Origin of the sequence: Kribbella sp. NPDC049174, assembly GCF_043197365.1 — a bacterium.
In the GTDB taxonomy this organism is placed as follows: Bacteria; Actinomycetota; Actinomycetes; order Propionibacteriales; family Kribbellaceae; genus Kribbella.
Map to the genome: position 1 here is coordinate 957,221 of NZ_JBICSZ010000002.1, position 14,751 is coordinate 971,971.

18 protein-coding genes are annotated in these 14,751 nt (G+C 68.1%); 9 read left to right on the forward strand and 9 right to left on the reverse strand.

The genetic code is table 11. From position 1 onward, the window contains the following. Window positions 1-5 precede the first annotated feature (5 nt). The 4 genes from ACGFIF_RS15140 to ACGFIF_RS15155 all read left to right on the forward strand — a co-directional run bounded on the left by ACGFIF_RS15140 (window position 6) and on the right by ACGFIF_RS15155 (window position 3,832). Entirely contained in the window at window positions 6-1,361 is a 1,356-nt protein-coding gene (locus tag ACGFIF_RS15140) for an extracellular solute-binding protein (RefSeq protein WP_393154853.1), read from the forward strand. A gap of 170 nt (window positions 1,362-1,531) precedes the next feature. After that, window positions 1,532-1,969, forward strand: a complete 438-nt coding sequence (locus ACGFIF_RS15145) for a DUF1707 domain-containing protein (protein WP_393154854.1) — start codon at window positions 1,532-1,534, stop codon at window positions 1,967-1,969. Continuing rightward, complete coding sequence (locus ACGFIF_RS15150; protein WP_393154855.1) at window positions 1,966-2,382, forward strand: hypothetical protein; 417 nt, start codon at window positions 1,966-1,968, stop codon at window positions 2,380-2,382. The genes ACGFIF_RS15145 and ACGFIF_RS15150 overlap by 4 nt, the downstream gene beginning before the upstream one ends. Continuing rightward, a complete protein-coding gene (locus ACGFIF_RS15155) occupies window positions 2,375-3,832 on the forward strand; it encodes a multicopper oxidase family protein (RefSeq protein WP_393154856.1) in 1,458 nt (485 codons plus the stop codon). Before ACGFIF_RS15150 ends, ACGFIF_RS15155 begins: the two co-directional genes overlap by 8 nt. Window positions 3,833-3,836: 4 nt before the next feature. Here the strand turns inward: ACGFIF_RS15155 and ACGFIF_RS15160 are convergent, their stop codons facing one another. The 6 genes from ACGFIF_RS15160 to ACGFIF_RS15185 all read right to left on the reverse strand — a co-directional run bounded on the left by ACGFIF_RS15160 (window position 3,837) and on the right by ACGFIF_RS15185 (window position 8,717). Continuing rightward, window positions 3,837-4,055, reverse strand: a complete 219-nt coding sequence (locus ACGFIF_RS15160) for a hypothetical protein (RefSeq protein ID WP_393154857.1) — start codon at window positions 4,053-4,055, stop codon at window positions 3,837-3,839. An 83-nt stretch (window positions 4,056-4,138) separates the two neighbouring features. Beyond that, window positions 4,139-5,239 carry a sulfite oxidase gene (locus ACGFIF_RS15165; RefSeq protein ID WP_393154858.1) on the reverse strand — a complete coding sequence of 367 codons (1,101 nt, stop codon included), beginning with the start codon at window positions 5,237-5,239 and terminating at the stop codon, window positions 4,139-4,141. Between the two features lie 84 nt (window positions 5,240-5,323). Next, window positions 5,324-5,932 carry a response regulator gene (locus ACGFIF_RS15170; RefSeq protein ID WP_393154859.1) on the reverse strand — a complete coding sequence of 203 codons (609 nt, stop codon included), beginning with the start codon at window positions 5,930-5,932 and terminating at the stop codon, window positions 5,324-5,326. Further along, window positions 5,929-7,062 carry a sensor histidine kinase gene (locus ACGFIF_RS15175; protein WP_393154860.1) on the reverse strand — a complete coding sequence of 378 codons (1,134 nt, stop codon included), beginning with the start codon at window positions 7,060-7,062 and terminating at the stop codon, window positions 5,929-5,931. The genes ACGFIF_RS15170 and ACGFIF_RS15175 overlap by 4 nt, the downstream gene beginning before the upstream one ends. Before the next feature lie 24 nt (window positions 7,063-7,086). Continuing rightward, on the reverse strand, window positions 7,087-7,821 hold the full coding sequence (locus ACGFIF_RS15180) for an ABC transporter permease (protein ID WP_393154861.1): 735 nt from the start codon (window positions 7,819-7,821) through the stop codon (window positions 7,087-7,089). Beyond that, complete coding sequence (locus tag ACGFIF_RS15185; protein ID WP_393154862.1) at window positions 7,818-8,717, reverse strand: ABC transporter ATP-binding protein; 900 nt, start codon at window positions 8,715-8,717, stop codon at window positions 7,818-7,820. The genes ACGFIF_RS15180 and ACGFIF_RS15185 overlap by 4 nt, the downstream gene beginning before the upstream one ends. A 379-nt stretch (window positions 8,718-9,096) precedes the next feature. On the opposite strand from ACGFIF_RS15185, the gene ACGFIF_RS15190 reads away from it, so the two are divergent. Both ACGFIF_RS15190 and ACGFIF_RS15195 read left to right on the forward strand, forming a co-directional pair. Then, on the forward strand, window positions 9,097-9,864 hold the full coding sequence (locus ACGFIF_RS15190) for an endonuclease/exonuclease/phosphatase family protein (protein WP_393154863.1): 768 nt from the start codon (window positions 9,097-9,099) through the stop codon (window positions 9,862-9,864). Window positions 9,865-9,998: 134 nt separating this feature from the next. Further along, window positions 9,999-10,121 (forward strand): hypothetical protein, encoded by a 123-nt coding sequence (locus ACGFIF_RS15195; RefSeq protein WP_393154864.1) that lies wholly within the window; start codon window positions 9,999-10,001, stop codon window positions 10,119-10,121. Here ACGFIF_RS15195 and ACGFIF_RS15200 read toward each other — a convergent pair. From ACGFIF_RS15200 to ACGFIF_RS15210, 3 genes are all read right to left on the reverse strand, one after another. Next, window positions 10,118-10,552 carry a PIN domain-containing protein gene (locus ACGFIF_RS15200; protein WP_393154865.1) on the reverse strand — a complete coding sequence of 145 codons (435 nt, stop codon included), beginning with the start codon at window positions 10,550-10,552 and terminating at the stop codon, window positions 10,118-10,120. The two genes, ACGFIF_RS15195 and ACGFIF_RS15200, sit on opposite strands and share 4 nt — an antisense overlap. After that, complete coding sequence (locus ACGFIF_RS15205) at window positions 10,549-10,758, reverse strand: type II toxin-antitoxin system VapB family antitoxin (protein ID WP_393154866.1); 210 nt, start codon at window positions 10,756-10,758, stop codon at window positions 10,549-10,551. Before ACGFIF_RS15205 ends, ACGFIF_RS15200 begins: the two co-directional genes overlap by 4 nt. Window positions 10,759-10,864: 106 nt before the next feature. Next, on the reverse strand, window positions 10,865-11,479 hold the full coding sequence (locus tag ACGFIF_RS15210) for a TetR/AcrR family transcriptional regulator (RefSeq protein WP_393154867.1): 615 nt from the start codon (window positions 11,477-11,479) through the stop codon (window positions 10,865-10,867). Window positions 11,480-11,692: 213 nt separating this feature from the next. Between ACGFIF_RS15210 and ACGFIF_RS15215 the strand changes: the two genes are divergently transcribed. Genes ACGFIF_RS15215 through ACGFIF_RS15225 form a run of 3 tightly spaced genes read left to right on the forward strand, consistent with a single transcriptional unit; the run spans window position 11,693 to window position 14,745 of the window. After that, window positions 11,693-13,156: a flavin-containing monooxygenase gene (locus tag ACGFIF_RS15215; RefSeq protein ID WP_393154868.1), complete on the forward strand. Its 1,464-nt coding sequence runs from the start codon at window positions 11,693-11,695 to the stop codon at window positions 13,154-13,156. Window positions 13,157-13,213: 57 nt separating this feature from the next. Beyond that, window positions 13,214-14,545, forward strand: a complete 1,332-nt coding sequence (locus ACGFIF_RS15220; RefSeq protein ID WP_393154869.1) for a hypothetical protein — start codon at window positions 13,214-13,216, stop codon at window positions 14,543-14,545. Then, complete coding sequence (locus ACGFIF_RS15225; protein ID WP_393154870.1) at window positions 14,542-14,745, forward strand: hypothetical protein; 204 nt, start codon at window positions 14,542-14,544, stop codon at window positions 14,743-14,745. The genes ACGFIF_RS15220 and ACGFIF_RS15225 overlap by 4 nt, the downstream gene beginning before the upstream one ends. Window positions 14,746-14,751 lie beyond the last annotated feature (6 nt).

The window sequence follows — 14,751 nt, forward strand, 5'->3', positions numbered from 1 at the left end:
CCCCGATGAGCATGACGAGACGCACCCTGCTGAAGGCAGGACTGGCCGGTCTGGCTGCCTCGGCGGTTGCCGGATGCAACAACGGCGCCGCGGCTCGCGGCGAAGGCGAGGTCATCTACTGGCTGTGGGACTCTGCCCAGCTGCCGATGTACACCGAGTGCGCGAAGGTGTTCCACGAGCAGAACCCGCAGTACTCCGTGAAGATCGAGCAGTACGGCTGGAACGACTACTGGTCCAAGCTGGTGACCGGGTTCATCTCCGACACCGCGCCGGACGTGTTCACCGGGCACTCGTCGAAGTACCCGCTGTTCGCGGACAAGGGCCAGGTGCTGCCGATCGACGACTTCGTCGCCAAGGACAACGTCGACCTGAGCATCTACCAGAAGGGTCTGGCGGATCGGTGGATCGGGGCCGACGGCAAGCGGTACGGGCTGCCGAAGGACTGGGACACCGAGGTCTACTTCTACAACAGCGCGTTCACCGAGGCGGCCGGGATCAGCACCGAGCAGCTGAACTCGATGACCTGGAACCCGCAGGACGGCGGCACCTTCGAGGAGATCGTCCGCCGGCTGACGGTGGACTCCAAGGGCCGCCGCGGCGACCAGCCCGGGTTCGACAAGGACGACGTCAAGGTCTACGGACTCGGGTACGCCGACGCCGGCGGGGGCGACGGTCAGACCAGCTGGAGCTGGTACGCCGCGATCAACGGCTGGAAGTACTCCGAGGGCGAGCCGTGGGGGACGAAGTTCTTCTACGGCGACCCGAAGTTCACCGACACGATCGGCTGGTGGCGCGGCCTCATCACCAAGGGGTACATGCCGACGTACGCGCAGGCGAAGTCCGGGGTGGACGTCACCACGAGCTTCGGTGCGGGCAAGTACGGGATGACCCCGAACGGTTCCTGGATGCTCGGGACGTACGGCGGGCTGAAGCAGGTGAAGACCAAACTGGCCCGGCTGCCGATCGGCCCGATCGGGAAGCGGATGTCGATGATGAACGGCCTCGCGGACACCATCTGGGCCGGGACGACCCGGCGGGAGGCGTCCTGGGCCTGGGTGAAGTTCCTCGGCTCGCAGACCGCGCAGGACATCGTCGCCAAGGCGGGAGTGGTGTTCCCGGCGGTCGCTGCGAGCATGCCGGCGGCGAAGGCGGCGTTCGCCAAGGGCGGCTGGGACGTCACGCCGTTCCTGGAACCGGTCGAGGCGGGTGACGTCTTCCCGTACCCGGCCAACCCGAACGCGGCGGACGTGACCGCGGTGATGACGCCGGCGATGGACGCGGTGATGTCCTTCGAGGCCGAACCGGCGTCACTGGCCAAGGCCAACGACGATGTGAACCAGATTCTCTCGGCGAACGCCTGAGGGTTTCCCCGGGGCCCGTCTACGCCCGGGGGAGTACGTCGTACTGCGTCCGAGGGCGCAGAGTGCTCCCCCGGGGGTAGGTGAGGTGTCGCCGCCGAGGCGACGCGGTGAGGGGGGTCCGGACGACACGATCGGTGCAGTCGAAAACTGCGACCACACCGAGGAGTGTCATGACCGAGGAGAAGCCGGGCGGACCGATCCGCATCGGCGACAAGGAACGCGAGGACGCGGTCAAGCGTCTGGGCGAGCACTACGAAGCCGGCCGGCTCACCGCCGAGGAGCACACCGAGCGGATCGGCCGCGCGCTGGAAGCCAAGACCGACGCCGACCTGGCCGCACTGTTCTCGGACCTCCCGAGTACGTCGGGACAGGAGAAGCCACATGCCGATCGACCTGATGCGGCTTTCGGGTTCGACCGGCCGGCGTGGGCGGCGCGGAGTCCGTTCGGGAAGATCCCGTTTCCGCTGCTGACCGCGTTGGCCGCGATCGCGCTGATCGCCTCGATCGGCTGCGTGGTGGGTGGCGGGCACCCGCCTGTCCTGCCGCTACTGCTGATCGTGGCCGCGGTGGTCATCGCGCGTAAGCGCCGGCAGGAGCGTCGGGCATGAGGGCGGCCTACCGGGTCCTCAGCCTGGCCATCGCGATCGCCGTCGTACTCCAGGTCGCGGCGATCGCGCTGGCCGGGTTCACCGTGTCGAAGGACGCCGGTGACGGGGTCACGATCGGGGCGGACTACAGCAACTTCGGCCAGAGCTACCACAGCATCGCCGGTACGGCGATCGGGCTGGTCGCGCTGATCCTGCTGATCGTGTCCTTCCTGACCGACGTCCCGCGCGGCCGGTCGCTGGCCGGGATCATCGTCGGCCTGGTCGCGGTCCAGTTCGCCCTCGCGGTGGTGTCGTTCGGCATCCCGGCGCTGGGCGTCCTGCACGGCATCAACGGCCTGGCCATCGCCGGCGTTGCGGGAGCCGCGGCCCGTCGATCGACCGAAACACCGGCGCAGCAGACGGCCAATGTCTGACAAGAAGCGGCTGCGCGGGCGACTGATCGCCCTGGGGGTGACCCTGGCGGTGCTGGCACCGCTGGGGTACCTCTGGGCGACCAGCCTGGTGCCCAACGACTACTCGGCCGCGGAGATGGGGTACGCCGACTACGGCGGCGGACCGATGTCGGGCGGGCACTCGGGTGGGCACGCGCATCACGGTCGGACGAGCGTCGCCGATCTCACCGGGCCGAAGACCGGGACACCGGATGTCGACGTCACGTTGACCGCCCGGAAGACGAAGTACCAACTCGCCAGCGGTGAGACCGTCGACGGGTACACCCTCAACGGGACCTCGCCGGGGCCGCTCATCCGCGCGAAGCTGGGCGACCTGGTCCAGGTGACGCTGGTGAACGACAACGTGCCGGACGGGGCGACGCTGCACTGGCACGGCATCGACGTACCGAACGCCGAGGACGGTGTCGCCGGCGTGACCCAGGACTCCGTACCGATCGGTGGGAAGCACGTCTACCGCTTCATGGCCGACCAGGCGGGCACGTACTGGTACCACTCGCATCAGGTGTCCAGCGAACAGGTGAGGGGCGGCCTCTTCGGCACGATCGTGATCGCACCCGAACAGCCCGGTGAGGTCATCGCGGCGATTCACACGTACGACGGGAAGCGCACGATCAACGGGCGGACGGGCACCCAGCAAGTGGAGATGGCCGCGGGTACGACGGCTTGGGTGCGAGTGATCAACACTGACAATGCGATCCTGCGGGTCGGGCTGATCGGAACGCCGTACAAGGTGGTGGCGGTCGACGGGCGGGATGTGAACGGGCCGACGCCGGTGACCGCGGCGTTCCCGTTGGCGGCCGGGGCACGGGTGGATCTGGAGGCGGTCGTCCCGGCGAACGGGTTGCGGCTCGTGGCCGGTGCCGCGACCGTGTCGCTGGGGATCGGTGCGAACCCGCCGACGGGGGAGCTGCCGCTGGAGACGGTTGATCTGCTGTCGTACGGAACTCCGACCGCGCTGAGCTTCGACCCGGCGAAGGCGGACCGCAACTTCGAGTACCGGATCGGCCGGCGGCCCGGGTTCCTCGACGGTGTGCCGGGGTTGTGGTGGACGATCAACGGGCACAAGTTCCCCGACGTACCGATGTACATGGTTGCCGAGGGCGACGTCGTACGGATGAAGATCTCCAACACCAGCGGCCAGGCGCATCCGATGCATCTGCACGGGCATCACGCGGTCGTGCTGTCGCGCAACGGTGTCGCCGCGACCGGGTCACGCTGGTGGGTCGACACCCTCGAGGTCGGCAACGACGAGACGTACGAGATCGCCTTCCTGGCCGACAATCCCGGTCTCTGGATGGACCACTGTCACAACCTCCCGCACGCGTCGGAGGGGCTGATGACGCACCTGATGTACGAGGGTGTCAGTACGCCGTACCGCATCGGCGGACCGTCGCACAACGAGCCGGAGTGAAGGCCTAGGACGCTTGCTCCTCGAGTCGGGTCATGTGGGCCAGGTGCAGTGCCGCGATCCGCGCGCAGGCCGCGTCGATCGCGGCGCGCTGGGACTCGTAGGAACCGCACCAGAAGGGGTTGTCCGGCTGTGGATCGAGTTCGTCGTCGACGTCGGCGTACCACTCGTCCGCCGTACGGAACACCCGTGCGTGCAGATGCACCTCAGTGCCCAGCTCGTTCACCGCACCACTCCTGGAGTGAGACCGTGTACGTCTCCAGAATGAAACGGCGTACCCGCGGATCGGGCGAACGACACGCGGTTGGTTCAGGTGACCAGGACGGTGATCCGCTGGGCGGTGTTGTTGGCGAAGCCGCCGCGGTTCCACTCCGCCTCGATCGGTTGCTCGCGACCACTCGCGTCGTGCGCGCGGACGGTGAGGACATGCTCGCCGGGAGTGGCGTCCCAGTCATAGCTGAAGGCCCGCCAGGCGAGCTCGTCGTTGCCAGCAGCATCTAGTTTGGCGAGATGCCAGCTGACGCCGGCGTCGACGCTGATCTCGACCCGCTCGATCGGTGCCCAGCCGGACCAGGCCCGGCCCTGCAGCGTGACGGTGCCGGAGGCAACGAAACGGTGACGGCTCATGAAGTCCGGGAAGCCGGGCGGGATCAGCAGCGCCCGCGGCTCGATCCGGGTCACCGGCTCACCGGGGTTGTCCTCGGGGGTCTTGCGGATCCGGTACGCCACCGCGTTCTGGAACCCGTTGAATTCGCGGTCGATCAGCTCGATCGACCGCAACCACTTCACACTCGCCATCCCGTACCACCCGGGGACGACGAGGCGCAGCGGATAACCGTGTTGCGGCGGCAACGGCTGACCGTTCATCTCCCAGGCGACGATCGCACCGGAGTCGATCGCCTCGGTCACCGACAGCCCGCGCTGGTAGTCCTGCTCGACACCGCGCTCGACGCCGTGGTCCGCGCCGGTGAACACGACGTCCACCGCGTCCTCGCGAATCCCCGCCGACCGCAACAGATCCGACAGCAGCACCCCGGTCCATTCCGCCGTGCCGACGGCTTCGTTCAGCCATGGCTGGCTGATCGGTCGCGGCTGCAACGCGGCTCGTCCGTTGCCCGCGCACTCCAAGGTGACGCGCACGGTCCGACGGCCCATCGCCCGCAACTCGGTCAGTCCGAACGACAACGGTTGCTCGACGCATCCGTCGATCGTGAGCCGCCAGTTGGCCGCGTTCGTCGCCGGAATGTCGTAGTGCACCAGGACGTAGTGCAGTCCCGGCGGCGTCACGTCGTACCGCAGCCCCTCCAGCGGCATCCCGTGATTCCGTGCCGCCAGCTGCAGCTCGTCACCGGTGATCCCCTCACCGGTGTCAGCCAATCGCCCCCGCACGCTGAATTGCTCGATCGACATCGTGATCCCCTCCCCTCGTCCAACCCTAGTGGGCCAGCGGGCTTGAGGACACTGCTAGGTCGTGTCCGGCCGTCCGGACACGACCTAGAGCCAGCCGTTGTCCAGGGCAATCCGGGCGGCCTCGGCGCGAGTGCGGGCGCCGGTCTTGCCGATGGCGGCGGAGAGGTGGTTGCGGACGGTGCCCTCGGAAAGGTGGAGCTCCTTGGCGATGTCGGCGACGGTCCCGCCCTCGCGGGCCGCCCGCAGTACGTCGGACTCCCGGGCCGTGAGCGGGCTCGTACCGGCGACGAGCGTCTCGGCGGCCAGCGAGGGGTCGACCACCCGGAGTCCCTGATGCACCCGTCGTACGGCGTCTGCCAGCTGGGCCGCAGGCGTGTCCTTGACGACGAAACCGGCCGCACCCGCCTCCATCGCTCGCCGCAAGTAGCCGGGCCGGCCGAAGGTGGTGACCATCAGGATCCGCACACCGGGTACGGCGGCCCGCAGCGCGGCGGCCGCCTCGATCCCATCCAGCCCCGGCATCTCGACGTCGAGGAGGGCGACGTCGGGCTTGGACGCCTGAGCGGCCGCGATCACCTCGTCACCGCGACCGACCTCGGCCACCACTTCGAGATCGGGCTCGAGGTCCAGCAGCGCGGCCAGCGCCCCACGAACCAGTGCCTGATCATCTGCGATCAGCAGTCGAATGCTCACGGTCCCACCCTGACAGCCAGGCGGAAACCGCCCTCAGGGGCCTGCCCGACCTGCACGCTCGCGCCGGCCTGGTCCGCCCGTTCCCGCAACCCCATCAGCCCATGACCGGACGCACCGCCACCGGGCGTTGGTCCTTTGCCGTCGTCCAGTACTTCGATCTGCGTAGCGCTCAGCCGGATCGTGCACCGCTTCGCGCCCGAATGCCGTACGACGTTCGTCACGCCCTCTCGCACCACCCAGGCGAACAGCTCACGGTTCTCCTCCGGCACCTCGTCCATCGTGGTCGGCAGGTCGGCCTTGATCTCCGCCGCCTTCAACGCGGCCCGCGCCGACACCAGCTCGCCGGCGAGGCTCAGCTCGCGATACCCCGCGACGGCAGCCCGTACGTCGGCCAGCGCCGCCCGGGCCAGACTCTCCACATCGGCGACCTCTGCGCTCGCCCGCTCGGGGTTGGCAGCGATCAGGCGACCGGCCAACTCGGCCTTGACCGTGATGACGGTCAGCGAGTGCCCGAGGATGTCGTGCAGGTCCCGGGCGAACCGGTTCCGCTCCTCCTGGACGGCCAGCTCGGCCATGTCCGCCCGCGTCTTGGCGAGCTCGATGCTGCGCTGGATCGCCCGCCGCATCCCGAACACGGCCAGCGTGCCGAGGAAGATTGCGAACCCGTAGCTGTTGTCCGTCGTCCAGCCCGGCACCACCCGCATCGACAACTCGGCTCCGGCGAGTAGCGCGGCCGCGATCGCCAAGGCCAGCTTGAGGTCCAGGTACATCATCGCGACCGCCGCGATGTACACCAGGCAGGTCAGCGCCTGCTGCCCGGCCGACGGGAACATCAGGAACATCAGGCCGAGCATCCCGGCCAGGTAGATCAGGCGCTGCCAGGTCGGCTGTCCGCCGGCCTGCATGCCGGCCCAGCGGATCCAGCCGAAGAAGCCGAGATAGCTGATCGCGAACAGGAACAGCGCGGCGAAGCCGACCATCTGGGCGATCCCGGTGCCGTGCTCGAGGATCGCCTGGAACACGTTGACCAGGTAGAACAACCAGATCCCGGCCGCCAGCCAACCCCACCGGCGCGGCCCGGCGGAGTCACGCTCCGCCAGGCCGTCGAACAGCGTCGGTGTCCTCGTCACGCTGGTCACGCTAATGCACAGACTTCAGGCGCGGGCGGTGTCGGCCCGGAACCGGCGCAGGCCGATGATGCCGAGTACGACGGTCCACCCGAGCAGCACCATCAGCGCGTGGGTGTCCAGACCGCTCTGCGTCAGCGCACTGCGGGAGGTCTGACCGGTCCAGTACGCCGGGGTCAGCTGGGCGATGTGCTTCATCAAGGACGGCATCTGGTCCACCGGCAGCCAGAGTCCGCCGAAGGCCGCGATCAGCATCGTGGACAGACCGGTGATCGGCTGCACACTGTCCGGCTTGGCGAGGTACCCGATGACGAGGCCGAGAGCGGCGAACGGGAGCGCGCCGAGCCAGGACACCAGCGCGACGGAAGCCCACTGGCCGGCGCTCAGGTGCACGTGGCCGAAGACCATCCCGGACACGAACACCACCAGCAGCGGCGGCAATGCGAGCAGCAGCGACAGGATCACCTTCGTGGTCACGTAGGCCTGCGGCTTCAGCGGAGTGAGCCGCAGCGTGCGGTTCCAGCCGCCGTCGCGTTCGGCCGCGATCACACCGCCGCTGCTCATCGCCGCGGACATCGAGCCGAACATCGCCATACTCACCATTACGTAGGCGACCGCCGAGATCCCGCCCTCGCTGGCGTCCTTCGGCAGCGTCACGCCGAAGATCACGAACAGCACCAGGGGCATCAGGATCGAGAAGATCAGCACCCGCCGGTTCCGCAGGGTGCGACGGATATCAAAGATCAGATAGTCGCGGTTCATGCCAGGGTCTCCTGTTCGGCACCGATCGCCAGGACGGCGTCCTCGAGGTCGGCGGAAGTCACTTCGATGTCGTGCGCCCGGGTGTTGCCGAGCAGGTAGCGCAGGGTGTCGTCCGAGTCGGCGCACTGCAGCAGCACCACGTCACCGCGGGTCTCGACGTTCCGTACGCCGGGCAGGGACGCCAGATTCGCCAGGTCGGCGCCGGGGACGGTCGCCCGGATCGTCCGGCCGGACACACTCGCCTTGATCTGCGCGGCGGTGCCGTCGGCAACGACCTTGCCGTTGCGCATCAGCACGACGCGATCGGCGTACGCGTCGGCCTCCTCCAGGTAGTGGGTGGCGAACAGGACGGTCCGGCCGCGCGCGGTCTCGGCGTGCATCGACGCCCAGAAGTCGCGCCGGGCCTCGACGTCCATCCCGGTGGTCGGCTCGTCCAGCACGATCAGGTCGGGCTGCGGGATGATCGCCATCGCGAACCGCACCCGCTGCTTCTGCCCGCCGGACAGGCCCTTCATCTTCCGGTCCGCCAGGTCGCCGATCCCGGCCCGGTCGAGTGCCTCGGCCACCGGCATCGGGTCCTTGTGCAGCCCGGCGACCAGGTTCACCAGCTCGCCGACCTTGGCGTCCTCGATGATGCCGCCGCTCTGCAGCATCACCCCGACCTGACCCTGTCCGATCGCGTCGACGGGCGTACCGCCGTACACCTGGACGGTGCCCTGGTCCGGCCGGACCAGGCCGAGCAGCATCTCGATCGTGGTCGACTTGCCGGCCCCGTTCGGACCCAGCAACGCCACCACCTCGCCGGTCCGGATGCTCAGATCCACCCCGGCGACCGCCTGCACCGCCCCATACTTCTTGGTCACGCCCTTCAGGCTGACCGCAGTCTGTGTCGTCATACCGAAAAGGTTCGCCGGGTCCGGCGTCCCACCCCTGGATCGGCCGTCACGACGTACCCATGACATCCGTCAGCCGGCTTTCGGGGTCGGTCCTCAGGGGTTCTCCCCGGGGGACGAGAACACGCGAAAGGACACCGCTACGCGGCGGCTGTGTTGGTTGCCGCCTTCGGCGGTGGGCGTGGGGTGGGGTCAGGGGTGGGTGTGGTTGGCGTCAGGCGCTGTGGAGGAGGTGTCTGCGGGGTTGACCGGGCGGGGACCGAGAGCGAGGGATCCCGGGGAACCATTGTGGCGACAGGCAGAACTCGGTTGTTCTGTTGGGGATGGGGGGTTGTGGGTGGGGTGGGGTGGGAACGGCGGGGGTATGAGTGTGCTGCGGGTGATGACGTGGAATGTGTGGTGGCGGTTCGGGTCGATGTGGGTTGCGCGGCACGAGGCGATTGCGCAGACCTTGCTTCTGGCGAACTCCGATGTCATCGCGTTGCAGGAGGTTTGGGGGACCAGGGCAACGAATCAGGTGGCCGCGCTCGGTGCGGAGCTCGGGCTGCACGGTGCGTACGCCGGTCCGTCGTACCCGCCGGCCACGGACGTGGCGCGGGACCCGCGGGACGCCGGAGTCGAGGTAGGCATCGGGCTGCTGAGTCGGTGGGAGATCACCGGCTGGCGCGTGGTGCGGATGCCTGCTCGGCATCGCGCGTTCGATCCGGTGGCCGTTGTCGCGACGATTGCGCATCCGGTTGCGCCGTTGCATGTCGTGGTGGGGTGCCTCGAGTACGACCCGGCGTACAACGACGATCGGTTGGCGCAGGCGGCGTTGCTGGCTGAGCTTGCGACGGATCCGGCGTTGGACGGTCCGCTGCCGGTTGTCGTCGCGGGCGATCTGAACGCGCCGGCGGGCAGCCCGTTGCTGCGGCCGCTGGCCGACGTACTGACTGATGCGTGGGTGGCCGGGAATGGTGATCCGGCTGTGGTGACGGCGCCTGCCGAAGCCGGTCCGGAACTGCTGGGGCAACGGATCGACCACGTGTACTTCCGCCCTGGGATGTTCAACCGCCCTGTCACGGTCACCGAAACCTCGGCACCCGGTGATGCGGTCGACGGCGTCACGCCGTCCGACCATCGGGCCGTGCTCTGCGCGCTCGAGTTCTGAGCGTCTTGCACTTGGTTCAAGCGTCGGTATGGTCTGGACTTGAACTTAGTGCAGGGTGGCGGGGTGATGGCTGTTTCGGTGGTTGTGGCGGCCGGGCTGCAGGGTGAACCTGGGCAACCGCCGTCAACAACGCCATGTTCCTCGGCGCAACCGCCCAACGCTCCCCCGACTTCGCCACCAACATGCTGACCCAGGCCGAAACCGCCATCAACCAACTCGGCAAACTCCTGTCGTCCGGGCAGGCAACCAACACCTAGTCCAGCGAACCCCGGGGCGCCACCCACAGGTGGGGCTGCCCGGTGACGGCGGCGATGTGCTCGAAGTCGGCGTCGTAGTGCAGCACCACCGCGCCGTGCTGTTCGGCGACGGCGGCGGTTAGTACGTTCAGAGCACGGGCAGCTCTGTGCATGTTGCGAGCGGCCATGCGAGTTTGGATGTCGCGAGCCCGCTCAGCTACGGGCTCCGTGAGCGGCAGCGTCACATAGAGAGATCGGCGTCGCTCGGCGATGGCCTTCAGGTCTGCTTGGTTTCGGCCTGAATATCCAGCCCGCAGGTCGAGGGTGACGCAGGTGGCGGCAGCGCGGTCCGCGATGAGACCAGCGATCAGCCTCTGCACCGACGGGAGCCCGCTCCGAACAGCCACCGAAGTATCGATGAGGTAGAGCTTGCCTGTACCGGACGGGCTCAACGATCGGCCTCGCGCATGACCTCGACATTGCCGATGTCCGGACCGACGCCGAACGCGTACGGGTCGTCCAGCAGTGCCTCGATCCGTTGGCGCCGTCTGGCCACGAACTCGAGGGCGGCGTTCACCGTGTCCTTCTTCGTCACAGTCCCCAGCTCCCTCGCCGCCAACGCCAATGCCTCGTCATCCACGTCGATCACCGTCTTCATGTCTCGACGATATCTTCGGGTATATATACGCCCACAGAGCTGGATATACAAATTCACTGAATCGTTGTCGATCTCGAGGTTGCGAGTGGTAGCCGGGGCGCGTGGGTCAGGTGGCGCGAAGGGTTTGGAGGCCTTGCCAGAGGAGGTCTTGGAGGGTTCGGGCGACCTTTTCGGGGGAGGGTGGGGCGGGGATGCGGCTGCGCCAGATGGCGAGGCGTTCGGTGGCGCCGGAGATGGATTGGGCGACGATCTGGATCTCGTCCTCGTCGGCGGTGCGGCCGGGTGGGAGGTTCATCCGGACCATGGCGGCGATGAGTTCGATGAAGGCGGCGCGGACCTCGTCGGTGGCCGCGCCGGCGGGGCCGGCGGCTGGGCTCATTCCGAGCATTCCCTCGTCGATGAGGACCGACCACGCCTGGGGGTGGTCGTCGAGGAACTCGAACCAGGCGACGAAGCCGGCGTACAGCGCGTCCTCCGCGTCCGGGGCGGCCATCACCGCGTCGGACACGGTGTCGAGCAACTGGATGCGGAGCCGGGCCAGGCAGGCGAGGAACAGTCCGTCCTTGGAGCCGTAGTACTGGTAGATCAGGGGCTTCGACACCCCGACCTCAGCAGCCACGTCGTCCATCGACGTGCCCTGATAACCCCGCTCCCCGAAAATCCGCTCCGCCGCCTCCAGGATCTCCCGCTCCCGAGCCCGCCGATCCCGCCGCCGCTTCACTGGCGCGGCGCCTACCTGCGTACCCTCGCCCGCGCCAACCGCGTGTGTTTCAGGGGAGGCGCCGGGCTTTTCGGGGGCTTCTGGGGTTGGGGTTGGAGGGGCGGATTCCTGGGTTGGGGGTGCGTTGTGGGTGGGGGAGGTCACCTTGCGAGTCTAACTGACTCCGAGTAACTTACTCGGAGTAAGTTCGGGTCGGCAGGCTGGAGGATCGCGATGGGGCAGGACAGTGCGCACCACCGGATCGTTGTGGTGGGGACCGGCTTTGCGGGGATCGGGATGGCTGTTCGGTTGAAGCAGGCCGGGTATGACGACTTCGTGGTGCTGGAGCGGGCCCAGGACGTCGGCGGGACCTGGCGGGACAACACCTACCCGGGCTGCCGGTGTGATGTGCCGTCGCATCTGTACTCGTTCTCCTTCGCGCCGAACCCGGAGTGGTCGTCGACGTTCTCGCCGCAACCCGAGATCGAGGACTACCTCCGCAACGTCACCGACCGGTTCGGGATCCGCCCGCACATCCGCTTCGGCCACGCGGTCGAGAAGGCGGACTGGGAGGACGGTCAGTGGCGGATCCGCACCAGCCAGGGTGAGTTCACCGCCCAGCTCCTCCTGTCCGGGATGGGCCCGCTCGCGGAACCGTCGTACCCGAAGTTGCAAGGGATCGAGTCGTTCGAGGGGGAGGTCTTCCACTCGGCGCAGTGGGACCACGACCTCGACTTCAGCGGTCGCAAGGTGGCGGTGATCGGGACCGGGGCGTCGGCGATCCAGTTCGTGCCGGCGATCCAGCCCGAGGTCGAGGAACTGCACCTGTTCCAGCGCACTCCGCCGTGGGTGATGCCGCGGCCGGACCGCAAGATCACCGCCGTGGAGAAGGCCGTCTTCCGCCGCTTTCCCCTGGCCCAGAAGGCGATGCGGGCCGCTGTCTACTGGGGCCGCGAGTCGATGGTGCTCGGCTTCGCCAAGCTGCCGGCGATCATGAAGCAGGCGCAGAAGGTCGCCGAGAAGCACCTCGAGCGGCAGGTCCGCGACCCGCTGCTGCGGGCCAAGCTGACGCCGGACTTCACCCTCGGCTGCAAGCGTGTGCTGATCTCCGACGACTACTACCCGGCGATCGTGCAGCCCAACGTCGAGGTGATCACTGATCAGATCGCGGAGGTGACCCCGACCGGGATCGTCACCGGGGACGGCGTGAAGCACGAGGTCGACACGATCATCTACGGCACCGGGTTCCGGGTCACCGATCTGCCGGTGATGGACCTGGTGCACGGCCGGGACGGCGTCTCCCTGCGCGAGGCCTGGTCGGACGGGATGGAGGCCCATCTCGGTACGGCGGTCGCCGGCTTCCCGAACTTCTTCCTGCTGATCGGCCCGAACACCGGGCTCGGGCACAGCTCGATGGTGTTCATGATCGAGTCGCAGATCGCCTACATCCTGGACGCGCTGAAGGTGATGGACGCCGAAGGGCTGCGGCAGGTCGAGGTCCGGCCGGAGGTGCAGTGCGCGTTCGTCGACGGTGTCCGGTCCTCGATGCGGAACACGGTCTGGACCCGCGGCGGCTGCACGAGTTGGTACCTGGACTCGGAGGGCCGCAACACCACCCTCTGGCCGTCGTTCACCTTCCGGTTCCGGCAGTTGACCAGGCGGTTCGACGCGGGCGAGTATCAGACTCTCGCTATGTGACATCGCTCGTGTTACATTCGATCAGTCAGATAGCCGGCTGATCGGAGCGGTGCCGTGGTGGAACTGCTGATTCCGCTGCACGGGCTCGGTGGCCGCGGCGACCTGCCGGTTCCGCTGTGGCTGGCGATCTACTCCGCCGGTGCCGCGGTGGCCGTCTCGTTCTTCGCGCTGGCCGCGTTCTGGTCCCGGCCGCGGTTCGAAGTTACTGCTGGTAAGTCGCTGAACCGGCTGACTCGGATTGTCGACAATCGACTCACCCGATCGCTGCTCAAGCTGACCGGGGTGGCGGCGCTCGCCTTGATGCTCGGCGCCGCGTGGTTCGGCAGTAGCTCACCGGCGCTCAACCCGGCACCGACCTGGCTCTACGTGTGGATCTGGGTCGGCATCATCCCGCTCTCGCTGCTGTGCGGCCCGATCTGGCGACTCGCGAACCCGTTCCGCACGATCGCGGGACTTGTGCGGAGGACGCCGTACCTGCGCGGGGCGTCGTACCGGAAATTTCCCGACGGGATCGCCTACTGGCCGGCGGTCGCCGGGCTGGCCGGCTTCCTCTGGCTGGAGCTCGCGTATCCGGCGGGCTCCGAACCGCTCGTCGTCGCGATCTTCGTGACCGGCTACGCGATGGTGAATGTTGCCGCAGGCATCGTCTATGGACCGGCCTGGTTCCGGATCGGCGACAGCTTCGAGGTGTACGCCGAGGTCCTCGCGCGACTCAGTCCGCTGGGCCGTGGCGCCGACGGTCGCCTGGTACTGCGGAACCCGCTGGCCGGCCTGGCGACGCTGCCGCAGGAACCAGGAATCGTCGGCCTGCTGTGTTTGTTGCTCGGATCAACGGCCTTCGACGGGATCTCCCGCTGGTCGGCGTGGACGCAGCTGACCGGCGACCTCAGTAGGACGCAGCACATCGTCGTACACACGCTCGGTCTGATCACAGCGGTGGCGATTGTGTCGGTGCTGTTCGTGCTCGCGGCACGGACGACCGGGATGGCACGAGTGCGGCCCGGCGCGGTCGGGCGGGCCGGGTTGCCGGGGGCGTTCATGCATTCGCTGGTGCCGATCGCGATCGGGTACGCCGTGGCGCACTACTTCTCGTTCGCGATGTTCCAAGGCCAGGAAGGCGTGCTGCTCGCGACCGATCCGTTCGGGCGCGGCTGGGACTTGCTCGGGATCGGTGGGACGCGGATCGACTACGCGTTCCTCGGCACCGGTGTGATCGCGGGGGTCCAGATCGGTGCGATCGTGCTCGGACACGTACTTGGGGTCGTGTCCGCGCATGATCGTGCTGCCGAGCTGTTCCGGCGCCGGCAGTTGCGGCGGGCGCAGTACCCGATGCTCGCCGCGATGGTCGCCTTCACGGCCGGCGGGATCGCGTTGGTGACGGCATCATGATCGCCCTGCACCTGGGCGGCATCCCCGAGACCGCGATGGTGCTCGGCCCGATCCTGTTGATCGTCGCCTTCATCCGCATCGCCCGCCGCAACGAGGCCACACTCCCCGACGACGAGTACGACGAGTACGACGACTGGGACGCCGACCTGGGCGACCTCCCCACCCGCGACCCGCAGACCGAGAAACGCGCCGAGGTCTGATCCACC